Consider the following 13541-nt stretch of genomic DNA (forward strand, 5'->3'; position numbering starts at 1 on the left):
TCTACATGAGTGGTTTTCTTCATCACTGCGCCATTTTCTTTCGGTACATCTTCCCGTTCCAATAGAAGAATCGTGAAGTGAGGCCTCCATATTTTACAATGCGCCGTGCCATTTTGTGCATATTCTTTTGTGCTGATACTTTTTGGTCTGATAAATAAATACCAAGTAACCCTCGGCTTATGAGACGATGAAACTTCGCATGAGGCAAATCACCAATGCTCTTCTCTGCTTCTTCTACAAAATGTTTCATCCGATCTAATATCGCTTGCTCATTTTCATAATAACTACAGAAATTCAAATCCCCACCTATACGGTCTTCTTCTTGATCGATGAAATAATCAAGTAAAATGTGAAGTCCTTGTACGTAAGGGAAGTACCCTTGTCTAATTTTCGCAATATCTTCATCATGTAATTCATCATGAAATGCATATGCGACAAGACAGAAAATTCCAAGCGTAGAACCTGCACATGCTGAAAATTCAAACCAGCTCATTTCAGGTAAGTTTTCTTTATGTGCTTCAAACCATGTTTGTAAGCGCGGTTCTCTTTCTTCTAATTTCACGTGTTTATGAATTTGCAAATCACAATAATAACAAGCAAGTTCATGAAGAACAGGAGCAATTTTGTCATAGTGTTTCGTTTTCTTTAAAACGTCTTGGCATGTTTCAACAAGTTCATCTAAATAACCACCATCGTCTTGATCATCACGATAGCGATAATAATTACCGCCACCTTCTACTTCAGGTGATAATGCCATTAACATCGATTCATGCAGTGCGGCAAAATCATTTGGGTCAAGTGATGTACTGCGGTCACATAAATTATCTAAATAATCGCTGATTGTTTGATACGCTACGATAAAACGAATGCATTCCTCTCGGTGCTCATTTGCTAGCAGTGCTAAAATACCACCGCCCTCACAATGGAACGTTTTATTCTCAATACTTGCGATTGCCTGACTATGAAGCTCATCATTCGGAATATGGTAGGCACGCTCTTTCCACACCGCTAGCTCATGGTGTACAACCGGAAACACATCACGGTATACTTTCGCCATGAGCGTTATGGGATTACTCGGTACGTTCACTTCTTCCTTCATCTCCTCTATTCAATGTACAAATAATTTACTTATTTGTTTCTATTATGTTATTGATGCGTATTTCAGTAAATGACTGAATATAATTCAAAATTTCATCACGCTCATACTCATTTAATAACTCGTGATAACAATTCGGCCATTCTTTAAAAGCCTTATCACTCATTTTAACATTATCAAACCACATGCGGACACGTGTTTTATCTACAAGTTTATCCTCACACGCCTGCATTAGCAAGAGCGGAACATCTGGAAAATCATCTATTTTTTTATGAGCAATTTCGATAGACTTAATCAATTCACTATACCAACGTACTGATACTTTACGCAAGAACAATGAATCATTCTCCATCGCGTCCCGAACTTCATGATTACGAGTTGACATTTCCACTGTAAGATTCGTTGCAAATTGCAATTTCGGAGCGATAACATTTAATATTTTTGAGGCAACTTGAAGCGGTGCAGAAGGTCCAGTCACTACTCCTAGGCAAGGTGAACTTAAAATAATGCCGTCTACATCTTCTCTCTTCGTTTCTTGCATCATACGAATAACAATAAGACCACCCATACTATGACCAAATATAAAAATAGGTAGCCGATACTTTCTTGCCTCTTTCACCCACAATTTAACTTCCTCTATGTATTCATCAAATGAATCAATATGTCCTCTATTTCTCGAAGTCGTTCCATGTGATGGAAGGTCCCCCATTACGACGTGGTAGCCGCTATGATTCCACATTTCCGCAACGGCTTCGTAACGTCCGTGATATTCCATTGCGCCGTGCACGATAACAACGACAGCTTTCGCTTCCTCTGCTTCATAATTCCACATACGGCTCTCCTCCATTTCACTCTTTCTCATAATTTGATACACTGAAACTAGTCTCTAGGAAAGGAAGGCTTTACATGATATACCCTTACAAAGAAAAAAATCCAAAAATTGCGAGTAGTGCTTTTATCGCTGACTACGTTACGATTACAGGCGATGTTTCCGTTGGCGAGGAATCAAGTATTTGGTTTAATACAGTCATACGCGGCGATGTGTCACCAACAATTATTGGAGACCGAGTAAATGTACAAGACCAATGTACACTTCATCAAAGCCCGCAATATCCTCTTATTTTAGAAGACGATGTTACAGTTGGGCATCAAGTTATTTTACATAGCTGCCATATTAAAAAAGATGCTTTAATTGGAATGGGATCTATTATATTAGATGGTGCTGAAATTGGCGAAGGAGCCTTTATCGGTGCTGGGAGTCTCGTTTCACAAGGAAAGACAATCCCGCCAAATACGTTAGCGTTCGGTCGTCCGGCGAAAGTCATTCGTGAATTAACAGAGGAAGACCGTAAAGACATGGAGCGAATTCGCACACAATACGTCGAAAAAGGTCAGTACTATAAATCATTACAGAAATAATTTTATCGCTGCCATAAGATTGGCAGCTCTTTTGTATGAAAAACTAACTTTTTCTTTACAAAACATTATTACTCCCTCAATAAAATCTTATTAAAATAAAAGCTAATATCTCCATATATATGTAAGCGAGGGAGGAGAATTTCCATGAAGGTCAGTGGACTGTATAAAATAGAATGTTACATTTTCAAAGGAATTAACCGATACTTTGATCAAAAAACATTAAATATCTTTTTCAGCAATATTACTCATATCGGCGGTGCTACTTTTTCAATCGCACTCACACTTTTCTTTTTAATTTTCGCAAAAGGAACTTTGCATCAAGCTGCAATCGCAACTGCTATTTCTTTAGCAATTAGCCATATTCCTGTACAAATATTAAAAAGATGGTATCCGCGAAAACGTCCTTATTTAACAATTCAGGATGCGAAATATCCAGTCCATCCATTAAAAGACCACTCTTTCCCGTCTGGTCATACAACAGCCGTTTTCTCTGTCCTTATTCCATTTATTTGCTATAATCCAAGCTTATTTGCTTTTCTATTACCGTTAGCATTATGCGTTGGTATTTCTCGCATTTATTTAGGACTTCACTATCCGTCTGATGTATTCGTCGGTATGTGCCTCGGCACTTGCTCTGGCATCATCTCTTTTTATCAATTCATCCCACTTTTCACATAAAGGAGTGATATGATGAGAGTCGCCATTTTTACCGATACTTTTACGCCACAAGTTAACGGGGTTGCGAAAACATTAGAACGATTAACACGTTACTTTCAGAAAGAAAAGATCGCCTATTCTGTTTTCGCCCCTCAGCATACAGCTGAAGATAATTTCGTAGCTAATGTGAATAAGATGAGAAGTATCCCATTAACAATATTATATCCAGAATGCCGCTTTTCTTTTCCTACTCCGCGCATTAAACGAGAACTTCTTTCCTTTAAACCTGACATTATTCACATTGCTACACCTTTCAACATGGGACTTTGTGGATTGTATTATGCAAAAAAGTTAAACATCCCAGTTGTCGGTTCTTATCATACTGATTTCGATGCTTATTTACGCTATTACAAAATTGAATTTCTCTCTAATATGCTTTGGAACTATTTAAAATGGTTTCATAGTCATATGCAAAAAAATTTCGTTCCTTCTTTTGCAACGTTACACCAACTAAAAAATAAAGGATTTCAGGCCCTCTCCATATGGGGACGTGGTGTAGATTGCACACTCTTTCATCCATCTTACAATACAGACCTATTCCGAAAAAAATATAATATTACAGCGAAGTATGTCCTTTCCTATGTTGGACGGATTGCCCCTGAAAAAGATATTGATACGTTGCAACACCTTATCTTGAAAACGACTCATACTCGAAACGACATTCATTGGCTCATCGCGGGAGACGGTCCGCTAGCAACAAATTTGCGTGAAGCTGTTCCGCGTACAAATATCACTTTTACTGGATATTTACAAGGGAAGGATTTAGCTGAAGCATATGCTTGTTCTAATATCATGGTATTTCCATCCGCTACTGAAACATTCGGAAATGTCGTACTCGAATCACTTGCATGCGGTACACCTGTCATCGGTGCAAATAGTGGCGGGGTTAAAAATATTATTACAGATGGAAAAACGGGAGTTCTTTGCCCGCCCAAACATGCGGATTCATTTCTATCATCCATCCATTCTTTATTGCAAAATGAAGAGCAACTTTTGCAAATGGGCATAGCGGCTTCGTCTTATGCTAAATCAAAAAGCTGGGATGAGATCTTTCGTGGCTTACTTAATCAATATGAAGAAGTCCTTCAGCACACCGCATCAGAATTACTCGCTTAAACAGAAAACCCCTCTTCATAACACGAAGAGGGGTTATTACATAATTGGAAATTTTAGCTTAATAAATGATACACAAGGTGAAGCATCATATTATTCTCATATTTATTATAACAAAAAGACACACAACTAAATATACTTGTAATAAAAACCCATAAAAATTAATATATGGTTATACAGTATTTTTTTACTGTATAGTGATTTTAAGAGATTCCCCTTAAAATCAACTTACTCACATACCTTTATACAGTAATTGTTCCCCAATTTCTGTATATCAAAAAACCTTTCATTCATTTGAAAGGTTTTTTTGAGCTTGTACATATTCTTCTTTCGTATTCACATTTATAAACCAATCTGCATTCGTCTGTACCTCTTCACCAGTAATATACTTCACATTACATTGTGATAAAAGTTGGCCTATACTTCTTTTTTCTTCTTGAAGCAAAGCATAAATTTTTTCTTTCACACGGTTATGGTACGCCGCAAGTAACGGCTGTTTTCTTCCATTAATAATAGGGACAATAGCATCATATTCATTGCTCGTTTGCTCTAGTAAAATGGTAAGCCATTCATGTGAAACATTTGGCGCATCGCAAGGCATAATAGCGTACCAATCTGCTTCTATATATTCCATTCCTGATACAATTCCAGCAAGTGGGCCATTTCCTTTATAATGTGGAATATCTTCTATAACAGGAACTTGTACGAGTTGCTCTACTCGCTCCTTTATATCAGTATGACTAATGACTACAACTTCTTGCAAAGTACTTGTCATCACTTTCGCAATACGCTCAACGAAAGTAGTCCCCTTCCAAATTGCTAATGCTTTCGGCTCACCAAATCTACTCGACATACCGCCTGCTAATACAATTCCAGCCCACTTACTCATTGGCGATGCAGCTCAAATGTAATATGACCTAATTCCGGTAAAATTAATTTATTCATCGCAAGACGAACTGCTCCGCTTGATCCTGGCATTGAAAAGACAACTTTGCGGCCAATTGTACCGCCAATCGCTCTACTTAACATTGCGCTGCTTCCGATATCTTCTAAATAACTAATCATACGGAACAACTCACCAAACCCGACAATTTCTTTATCTAATAGCGCTGATACCGCTTCAATCGTCACATCACGTTTCGTAATACCAGTACCGCCATTTGTTAACACGACATCAACATCTTCTCTATGATAACCAGCTAACACTGCTTGCTGAATACTCTCTTTATCATCTTTTACAATTTCATAAGAGGTCACTGTATGGCCTGCTTCTTTTAACAATTCATGTAATAGTTGTCCGCTCTTATCTGTCTCTTCCGTACGTGTATCGGAAATCGTCACGATCTTACAACGCACTTCTTTTGGTGCTTGTTTTTTATGTTCATTGACACTCATTTTTCATCTTCCCTTTCATTTTCTTGTAAAATTATGTATGAAGCAAAGAATTCAACATGATACAATATAAGTATATTTATCCATATACAGGAGTTTTTTTATGTTTTATAACATAAAACGATACGTAGCCATTATACCATTCCTAATTATATTATCCCTTTTTCAATGCATCGCTTACGGGTTCGATATTAACTTTTTAAAATTGTATGTACTTTTGCCTGATGGTGGTATTCGTTACTATGTGACTAGCACATTAATTCCTCTCGTACTTGCCTATATAATAGATTTTATTTTTAAACGTTCTATCTCTAAATAAGGAGGTCTACATATTATGGAACTTTATAAAAAATTAACAACAACATTCATCCTCTTATTCGTCGCTTCCATTACTGTTGGCTTTTCTCTAAAAGGCGCAATTCCATACGCTACATTAGTAAGCATTATATTCGCAACCCTATTTTTACTAAGCAGTGCCTTTTGCGCGGGTAAAGCACGTCAAATGAAAGGTTGATTACATATGTTCAAGAAGAAACCAGTCCTTTGTAAATCATGTGAAAAGGAAATACAAACATATGAAAAAGCATGGATTCATATGCCATTTCCGGCAAGTGGTATGACAAATGTGAGAAAGTACATTGAGCTAGATGGAGAAGTTTATTGTGGTTCTTGCATCCAAGTGGTAAATAAAACAAAATAAAAAAAGCTTTGCGCTCACGGCGCAAAGCTTTTTTTCATATATTATAGACCAGCTTGCTCTTTTAAAGCTGCAGCTTTGTCTGTACGTTCCCATGTTAGATCTACATCAGTACGTCCGAAGTGGCCGTAAGCTGCTGTTTGTTTGTAAATTGGGCGACGTAAGTCTAGCATTTTAATAATACCAGCTGGGCGAAGATCGAAGTTGTTACGAACTAGTTCTACTAGTACGTCTTCAGATACTTTACCAGTGCCGAATGTATCAACTGAAATTGATACTGGTTGTGCTACACCGATTGCGTATGCAAGTTGTACTTCTGCTTTGTCAGCAAGACCAGCTGCTACGATGTTTTTCGCAACATAACGAGCTGCATATGCTGCAGAACGGTCAACTTTCGTTGCATCTTTACCAGAGAATGCACCGCCACCGTGGCGAGCGTATCCACCGTAAGTATCAACGATGATTTTACGTCCTGTTAAACCAGCATCACCTTGTGGTCCACCAATTACGAAGCGGCCAGTTGGATTAATGAAGAATTTCGTTTCTCCATCCATTAATTCTGCTGGAACTACAGCTTTAATTACATGCTCTTTTAAATCGCGATCGATTTCTTCCCATGTAACATCTGGATGATGCTGTGTAGAAATTACGATTGTATCTACACGTACAGGTTTACCATTTTCATCATACTCAACTGTAACTTGCGTTTTTCCATCCGGACGTAAGTATGATAATGTGTCATCTTTACGTACTTCAGTTAAACGGCGAGCTAATTTGTGAGCAAGTGAGATTGGAAGTGGCATTAATTCTTGTGTTTCATTACATGCGAAGCCAAACATTAAACCTTGGTCTCCCGCACCAATTGCCTCAATCTCAGCGTCAGTCATTAGACCTTCGCGTGCTTCTAGCGCTTGGTCAACACCCATAGCGATGTCAGCAGATTGCTCATCGATAGATGTTAAAACTGCACAAGTTTCTGCATCGAATCCGTATTTTGCGCGTGTGTAACCAATGCCTTGAATTGTTTCACGAACGATTTTTGGAATATCTACGTAAGTAGAAGTCGTAATTTCCCCCGCTACCAATACTAAACCAGTTGTTACAGTTGTTTCACAAGCTACACGTGCATTCGCGTCCTTTGATAAGATCGCATCTAAAATTGAATCAGAAATTTGGTCACAAATTTTATCTGGATGTCCTTCAGTTACAGACTCAGATGTGAACAGATGACGTTTTTTTGTCATGTGGTAAACCTCCCTACAGTAATTGTATATATTGTACGGAACTCATCCTTAATTTGCCACAAACTGCGACATACATTTATTCTCCCACACAAGCATACAGAAAAACCTTTCCTACTTTACATAGAGGAAAGGTTTAATTTGCTACTTGCATACTGCTTTTTGCCCTTTGCTCTTATCGTTCGAGACCGTTAGCCTCGCACAGGTTTTAGCACCTATTCACCTGTATTTACCACTACAAATGAGGTTGCTGGGCTTCATCGGGCCTGTCCCTCCGCCAGCTCGGGATAAGAGAGTATCCGTCCCAACCTATACTAAAGAAATGATATTCATTTGTCAATTAATATTCACATTTTCCTGAAAGTTTTTCTCAATACGCCTGGAATGAAATATTAATAAGGAAATAATACATTCACACAAACAAAAAGAAATAAATAGTATACATTATTTATATAATTGTGTTATACTCTTGTTGGGGATTACGAGAAATATTTCATTAAATGAAAAGGATGGTATATAAATATGAGTACTGTGAATGTCCAAATTGGTTTACACGAATTATTGAACGGAAGCAATGCACAGATTCAACTAAGTGTTCCGCAATTAGTGGAAAAAGTATTAATGCGAAATGAAGGGAAATTAACTTCTACTGGTGCAGTTTCTGCTTCAACAGGAAAATATACAGGACGTTCTCCTAAAGATAAATTTATTGTGAAAGAAGCATCGGTTGCTGACAAAATTGCTTGGGGAGCAGTGAATCAACCGATTTCTGAAGAACATTTTAATAAATTATATACTAAAGTTTTAGAATACTTAAAAGAAAAAGAAGAGTTATTCATCTTCAATGGATTTGCAGGCGCTGACCGCAATTACCGCCTACCAATTCAAGTTATTAACGAATATGCATGGCACAATTTATTTGTACATCAATTATTCATTCGTCCAACTGAAGAAGAATTAACAACTCATGAATCAGAGTTCACAATTGTTTCTGCACCGAATTTCAAAGCTGATCCAGCTGTTGACGGTACAAACTCTGAAGCATTCATTATGGTTTCATTCGAAAAACGTATCGTACTAATTGGTGGTACAGAATACGCTGGAGAAATGAAAAAATCAATCTTCTCTATTATGAACTTCTTACTACCTGAACAAGATATTCTTTCTATGCATTGCTCTGCAAACGTAGGTGAAGAAGGCGACGTATCACTATTCTTCGGTTTATCTGGAACAGGTAAAACAACATTATCTGCTGATCCAAACCGTAAATTAATCGGTGATGATGAGCATGGTTGGTCTGATAACGGTGTATTCAATATTGAAGGCGGTTGCTACGCAAAATGTGTAAACCTTTCTCACGAGAAAGAACCACAAATTTTCGATGCAATCAAATTTGGATCTGTTTTAGAAAACGTTATCATTAATAACCAAACGCGTATCGCAGACTATAACGATACTACTTTAACAGAAAATACTCGTGCTGCATACCCTATGCATGCGATCGACAATATCGTACTGCCAAGTGTTGCTGGACACCCAAATACAATCATTTTCTTAACTGCTGATGCATCTGGCGTATTGCCTCCAATCAGTAAGTTATCAAAAGAACAAGCTATGTATCATTTCTTAAGTGGTTACACTAGTAAACTAGCAGGAACAGAGCGCGGCGTTACATCCCCGCAAGCAACATTCTCAACTTGCTTCGGTTCACCATTCTTACCACTTGATGCGTCTCGTTATGCTGAAATGCTTGGTGAAAAAATCGAGAAACACGATGCGAAAGTATTCTTAGTAAACACTGGCTGGACTGGTGGCGAATACGGCATTGGTAAACGTATGAACTTAGGCTACACTCGTGCAATGATTCAAGCAGCATTAAGCGGCGAACTTGCAAAAACTGAAACAGCTAAACATGACATCTTCGGTCTTGAAGTTCCACTTCACGTACCAGGTGTACCTGACGAAGTGTTAATGCCTGAACAGACTTGGGCTGATAAAGCTGCTTATAAAGCGAAAGCAATCGAGCTTGCGAACGAGTTCAAAGCGAACTTCAAAAAGTTCGACAGCGTTTCTGAAGATATTATTAACTTAGGCGGTCCAATCGCTTAAGTACAAACTTTCTGTTGGAATAACCCTTTTACTCATATGAATAAGTGTCGTGTAACCGTAAAGTTCCGCGTACTCACCGACAAAACCCAATGCGGCTTAACGGTTATACACACTTACATAAAAAAGAAGCTTACGTTTTTTACGTAAGCTTCTTTCTATATCTTATCTCTTCATCTATAGCTTAGTTCATAAAATTACAGAAAATTCATTTTATAATCATTCATTTTTTAATTTCCCATGATATAATTTACATATACAGGAAAGGGTGAGACCTATGAAAAATTTTTCTCGTACAGGAAAAATTTTATTCAGTTACGGAGTGATCCAAATGTTTTGGGGACTTGTGATGCTTAACGTTAATTTATTTGAGCATACTAGTGAAACGATAAAATACATTATTCTAATTACCGGAATAGTTTGTTGTATTATCTCCAACTTTTTTAAAGAACATAAGAGTCATACTAATAAGTGATTTCATGTTAACTTATTGGAAGCAGAAACCTATATTTTATAAAAAGTTACGCTTCCTGTTGTACTATCCATCACTAGATTCCTCATTTTCACACATACAAATCACGGCTTCGAACATATAAATTATATCTCTACTCACTACATCACTCTGGTTTCACACCGCATGGGGCTAAAAAAGTTTCTGACCGCTTCTATCCTTCGCTGGATCCTCTATTCCATCTAAAAAGAGGCTTTTTATCTTTTTATCTTTTTATCTTTTTAGTTCTTCGTTAATTCTTCCTCATCTTTCATACTATAGTAGCCTAAATTCACAACGATTAAGAAATAGCCACCCAGAATCCCTACTGCAAATGCCCACATAACCATATGGTGCTCAATTTCGTACATAATAATAGCACCCAAAATAGCAGCGGCAAAACGGTTAAACATACCGAGCGTCGGTGCTTTCGTTTTCTTTACGATACTATCTCCAAGCTTCTCAATTCGTCTCCCTAAAAGCCAAACACAATACATACTTACAATAAGTCCAATTCCTGCACCTAGAAAATGTGCTGAAAACGGTGTTACCATCCAGCCTAGTAAAAGAAAACCTAGTAAATAATACGATTGAATTTTAAACGATCTTAATGACATACTAATCATGCTGTTCTCCTCTTCAGTAATTTTTATCTATCCAACAAAAAAATTTCTTTCCAGTTTATACTGCTTACATCCATTTCACTCAAATTAAAAACAACATAAACAGTACGTTTATGTTGTTTAAATATTTTTAGGAAATAATATTATACAAGATTTCAAACATCATATCCTCATAATTTGTGACGTTTTTTCAAACGTTTTTCGTCCATTTATAAAAAAAATGATATCAATCTATGAACATACGGATATGATGTAATAAGCACACAAATAAAGGGGGCGTCTAATGATTTATTTTTTAATGGCTCTCATTCACCTTATTATCCCTGCACTTATTGGACTTTCATTGTATTGGTACACGAAAAATCATAGTATTTTCTACGCTGTCCTCGGTGTCCTTCTTCCAGGTATTATTCTTATCACACTCTTCCGTATTCCATTTTTAAACTTAATTCCACTTATTACTGCTATCTTATTTCTCGTCTTCTTACCAAAAATAAAAAAATAGGAAAGCAGATCATAGGTGATCTGTTTTCCTATTTTGATATAGGTTCCTCCGCAATAGAATGCACTTTTATTTTCTCCGATTTCACAAACCATAGACCGAAGAAAATAATAATTCCACCGATTATTTGTTGAAAAGATACATATTCATTTGCCCAAATAGCTGCAAATAAAACAGCTACAAGCGGCGTTATATACATGTATACCATCGTATGTGACGCTCCAATTTTTTGAATACCAACATACCACATCACTAAACCAAATACTGTTACAAAGAAAATCGAATATAGTAAAGCAAATAGTGTCATTCCGTGTGTAATATGAAATGGCATTATAAGTACACGTGGTCCACTTAACAATAAGAGCGGAATTGCGCCAACTAACGCTGACCATGCTGTAACACGTAATGCTGAATACTTTTTAATTAATGGTCCCGCTAAAACAGGATAAAGCCCCCAGCATATCGATGTAATGAGCCCAATTCCATTTCCGTAAAAAGAACTAGCAAGTGAATGCCCTGCTACTAAAACTAACGCTGCACCACCAAAGGCAATGATAGAACCGATGAGCTTTCGAGAAGAAAACTTTTCTTGTTTCAAGAAAATCGCAAATACAGTTGTAAAAATAGGTGAAATAGAAATGAGTAAAGAGGCATTTGTAGCGGATGTATATTTGACAGTTTCCATAAATAATGTTTGATACAGTACAATACCTACAACGCTAACGATGATTAATCTAGGTATATCCCTTCGCTCCATATAAACCGACTTTTCAATAAAAAATGTAAGGAGTAACATAAGTGGTGCCGCCGACATCATTCGAAGCGCAGTAAACTCAATGGCTGTAAATTCTAAAAGTCCATATTTCGCAATCGTAAAATTAATCCCCCAAATAATAACGACACTTAAAATTAATAACTCCATCCCCCATTTTCTCATGCGTATCCCCTCCGCAATAAGATTATACAGAAAATTCAATCATATGTACATTTCATTATGTGAAAAAATCTTCGTACTGTATGGAGAGGTTCTCTTTTTTGGTGCATGAAATTATATCGACAATTTTTCAAGTATATCAGTGCAACTTGAATTATATCAGCGATTTTCCTAATATATCGACTTATCAACAAAAAACGATACTAATTGCACCTTATATAATAAAAAAGATGGTCCAAAATATATTTTGGAACCACCTTTCCTTTACTACACTCGAACATGTAATTTCATATTCGGATTATAAAATTGGCTCGGGCTCTTCAGCTGAAAAGTTCCTCCACTTTCATGCCAATCAACTGTTAACTTATCATCCATAAATACAAGCTTTGTGCGATCTGCGATAAAGTTCATTGTGCTAGATTCGATATCCACATCGCGCTCATCTTTTTCTGCTACAGCTACTAAATCGATAATTCCGCTCATTACACAACCGCAACCTTCATTATCGTAAAATAACTTTATATATTTCGCTTCATTTGGAATCGTATCCATAATCTTTTTATATGCTGCTTCTGTTACAGTAACGTACATATGTTAATGTTCATCCTCTCTTCTCGTATCCTTCATATATTGTACCACCATTTTTCTTAAAAAATATATACAGAAAATTAAGACTAATATACAATATATGTTATAAAGGAGGTCATATCACTCATGTTTAAATTACTGAGATACCCCATCTTCTTAGGTCTACTCGGTAGCTTTTTTATTTCTAGTGGAATGGTATTACAACATATGCTTCCCTATTCTCCTTCTATTGGTTGGATTTTAGGCTTTATTTGTTTCCTATCTGCTTCCTATTTTGCTATAAAAAATAAGAAAAACTAACAAGGTAAGAATTGTTTTAAGCGGGAGAAACAAACCTCACTGCCCCTACCTCTAGTTACATCCTATCTACTATCACCTTAACTACCACAGACAAAATTACTGGAACTATGGTATTTTCAATTAAACCGACAGATACTGGATCGGGACAAATTCAAGTATTTAATCCTACTCCAGCAATAGGTCCTGCTACTGTAACTTGGACTAGTATTACAACTGGAAATCCCGTTTCAAGAGGCGATGCTATATCCCTTCATATTACCCCTGGAATTACTGCGAGTGCTGTATATTCTATTTTTCTAATCACTGATCTATAACCCACACTT

18 protein-coding genes, 1 pseudogene and 1 riboswitch are annotated in these 13541 nt (G+C 36.8%); of the genes and pseudogenes, 11 read left to right on the plus strand and 8 right to left on the minus strand.

Annotation, left to right across the window (positions count from 1 at the left end; all coding sequences use genetic code 11):
- Positions 1-22 precede the first annotated feature (22 nt).
- Together F8162_RS14160 and F8162_RS14165 are read right to left on the minus strand one after the other, a co-directional pair.
- Positions 23-1087, minus strand: a complete 1065-nt coding sequence (locus tag F8162_RS14160) for a tetraprenyl-beta-curcumene synthase family protein (protein ID WP_001102483.1) — start codon at positions 1085-1087, stop codon at positions 23-25.
- A gap of 37 nt (positions 1088-1124) precedes the next feature.
- Positions 1125-1928 (minus strand): alpha/beta hydrolase, encoded by an 804-nt coding sequence (locus F8162_RS14165; RefSeq protein ID WP_151631642.1) that lies wholly within the window; start codon positions 1926-1928, stop codon positions 1125-1127.
- A 74-nt stretch (positions 1929-2002) separates the two neighbouring features.
- Here F8162_RS14165 and F8162_RS14170 point away from each other — a divergent pair, with 74 nt between their 5' ends.
- The 3 genes from F8162_RS14170 (at position 2003) to F8162_RS14180 (ending at position 4348) form a co-directional block, all read left to right on the plus strand.
- A complete protein-coding gene (locus F8162_RS14170; protein ID WP_151631643.1) occupies positions 2003-2515 on the plus strand; it encodes a gamma carbonic anhydrase family protein in 513 nt (170 codons plus the stop codon).
- A 144-nt stretch (positions 2516-2659) separates the two neighbouring features.
- Positions 2660-3193: a phosphatase PAP2 family protein gene (locus F8162_RS14175; protein WP_098110781.1), complete on the plus strand. Its 534-nt coding sequence runs from the start codon at positions 2660-2662 to the stop codon at positions 3191-3193.
- Between the two features lie 12 nt (positions 3194-3205).
- Positions 3206-4348, plus strand: a complete 1143-nt coding sequence (locus F8162_RS14180; protein ID WP_151631644.1) for a glycosyltransferase family 4 protein — start codon at positions 3206-3208, stop codon at positions 4346-4348.
- Positions 4349-4631: 283 nt separating this feature from the next.
- Here the strand turns inward: F8162_RS14180 and F8162_RS14185 are convergent, their stop codons facing one another.
- Together F8162_RS14185 and F8162_RS14190 are read right to left on the minus strand one after the other, a co-directional pair.
- Entirely contained in the window at positions 4632-5234 is a 603-nt protein-coding gene (locus tag F8162_RS14185) for a molybdenum cofactor guanylyltransferase (protein ID WP_151631645.1), read from the minus strand.
- Entirely contained in the window at positions 5231-5740 is a 510-nt protein-coding gene (locus F8162_RS14190) for a molybdenum cofactor biosynthesis protein B (protein WP_029440205.1), read from the minus strand. The genes F8162_RS14185 and F8162_RS14190 overlap by 4 nt, the downstream gene beginning before the upstream one ends.
- A gap of 100 nt (positions 5741-5840) precedes the next feature.
- On the opposite strand from F8162_RS14190, the gene F8162_RS14195 reads away from it, so the two are divergent.
- The 3 genes from F8162_RS14195 to F8162_RS14205 are packed head-to-tail and all read left to right on the plus strand — an operon-like array spanning position 5841 to position 6437.
- Positions 5841-6056, plus strand: coding sequence for a hypothetical protein (locus F8162_RS14195; RefSeq protein WP_151631646.1), 216 nt, complete (start codon positions 5841-5843; stop codon positions 6054-6056).
- Positions 6057-6071: 15 nt separating this feature from the next.
- Positions 6072-6251 carry a hypothetical protein gene (locus F8162_RS14200; RefSeq protein ID WP_000424805.1) on the plus strand — a complete coding sequence of 60 codons (180 nt, stop codon included), beginning with the start codon at positions 6072-6074 and terminating at the stop codon, positions 6249-6251.
- Positions 6252-6257: 6 nt separating this feature from the next.
- The gene (locus F8162_RS14205; RefSeq protein WP_151631647.1) at positions 6258-6437 is read left to right on the plus strand and encodes a hypothetical protein; all 180 of its coding nucleotides are present in this window, start codon (positions 6258-6260) and stop codon (positions 6435-6437) included.
- A gap of 41 nt (positions 6438-6478) precedes the next feature.
- Here the strand turns inward: F8162_RS14205 and metK are convergent, their stop codons facing one another.
- The gene (gene metK, locus F8162_RS14210; protein WP_000163113.1) at positions 6479-7678 is read right to left on the minus strand and encodes a methionine adenosyltransferase; all 1200 of its coding nucleotides are present in this window, start codon (positions 7676-7678) and stop codon (positions 6479-6481) included.
- A gap of 169 nt (positions 7679-7847) precedes the next feature.
- A riboswitch (SAM riboswitch) is annotated at positions 7848-7969 on the minus strand.
- A 228-nt stretch (positions 7970-8197) separates the two neighbouring features.
- On the opposite strand from metK, the gene pckA reads away from it, so the two are divergent.
- Both pckA and F8162_RS14220 read left to right on the plus strand, forming a co-directional pair.
- On the plus strand, positions 8198-9784 hold the full coding sequence (gene pckA, locus F8162_RS14215) for a phosphoenolpyruvate carboxykinase (ATP) (protein WP_151631648.1): 1587 nt from the start codon (positions 8198-8200) through the stop codon (positions 9782-9784).
- A 274-nt stretch (positions 9785-10058) separates the two neighbouring features.
- Complete coding sequence (locus F8162_RS14220; protein ID WP_151631649.1) at positions 10059-10256, plus strand: hypothetical protein; 198 nt, start codon at positions 10059-10061, stop codon at positions 10254-10256.
- Between the two features lie 257 nt (positions 10257-10513).
- Here the strand turns inward: F8162_RS14220 and F8162_RS14230 are convergent, their stop codons facing one another.
- Positions 10514-10897 carry an ATP synthase subunit I gene (locus F8162_RS14230; protein ID WP_151631650.1) on the minus strand — a complete coding sequence of 128 codons (384 nt, stop codon included), beginning with the start codon at positions 10895-10897 and terminating at the stop codon, positions 10514-10516.
- A 280-nt stretch (positions 10898-11177) separates the two neighbouring features.
- On the opposite strand from F8162_RS14230, the gene F8162_RS14235 reads away from it, so the two are divergent.
- Positions 11178-11399, plus strand: coding sequence for a hypothetical protein (locus F8162_RS14235; RefSeq protein WP_000639043.1), 222 nt, complete (start codon positions 11178-11180; stop codon positions 11397-11399).
- A gap of 28 nt (positions 11400-11427) precedes the next feature.
- Here the strand turns inward: F8162_RS14235 and F8162_RS14240 are convergent, their stop codons facing one another.
- On the minus strand, positions 11428-12333 hold the full coding sequence (locus tag F8162_RS14240; protein WP_151631651.1) for a DMT family transporter: 906 nt from the start codon (positions 12331-12333) through the stop codon (positions 11428-11430).
- 264 nt (positions 12334-12597) lie between these two features.
- Positions 12598-12921, minus strand: a complete 324-nt coding sequence (locus F8162_RS14245; RefSeq protein WP_151631652.1) for an iron-sulfur cluster biosynthesis family protein — start codon at positions 12919-12921, stop codon at positions 12598-12600.
- 123 nt (positions 12922-13044) lie between these two features.
- On the opposite strand from F8162_RS14245, the gene F8162_RS28730 reads away from it, so the two are divergent.
- Together F8162_RS28730 and F8162_RS14250 are read left to right on the plus strand one after the other, a co-directional pair.
- Entirely contained in the window at positions 13045-13218 is a 174-nt protein-coding gene (locus F8162_RS28730) for a hypothetical protein (RefSeq protein ID WP_192797621.1), read from the plus strand.
- 29 nt (positions 13219-13247) lie between these two features.
- A pseudogene (locus tag F8162_RS14250) lies at positions 13248-13532 on the plus strand (hypothetical protein); the annotation flags it as partial.
- Positions 13533-13541 lie beyond the last annotated feature (9 nt).

The sequence above is a fragment of the Bacillus sp. CH140a_4T genome, assembly GCF_008923725.1.
Taxonomy (GTDB): domain Bacteria; phylum Bacillota; class Bacilli; order Bacillales; family Bacillaceae_G; genus Bacillus_A.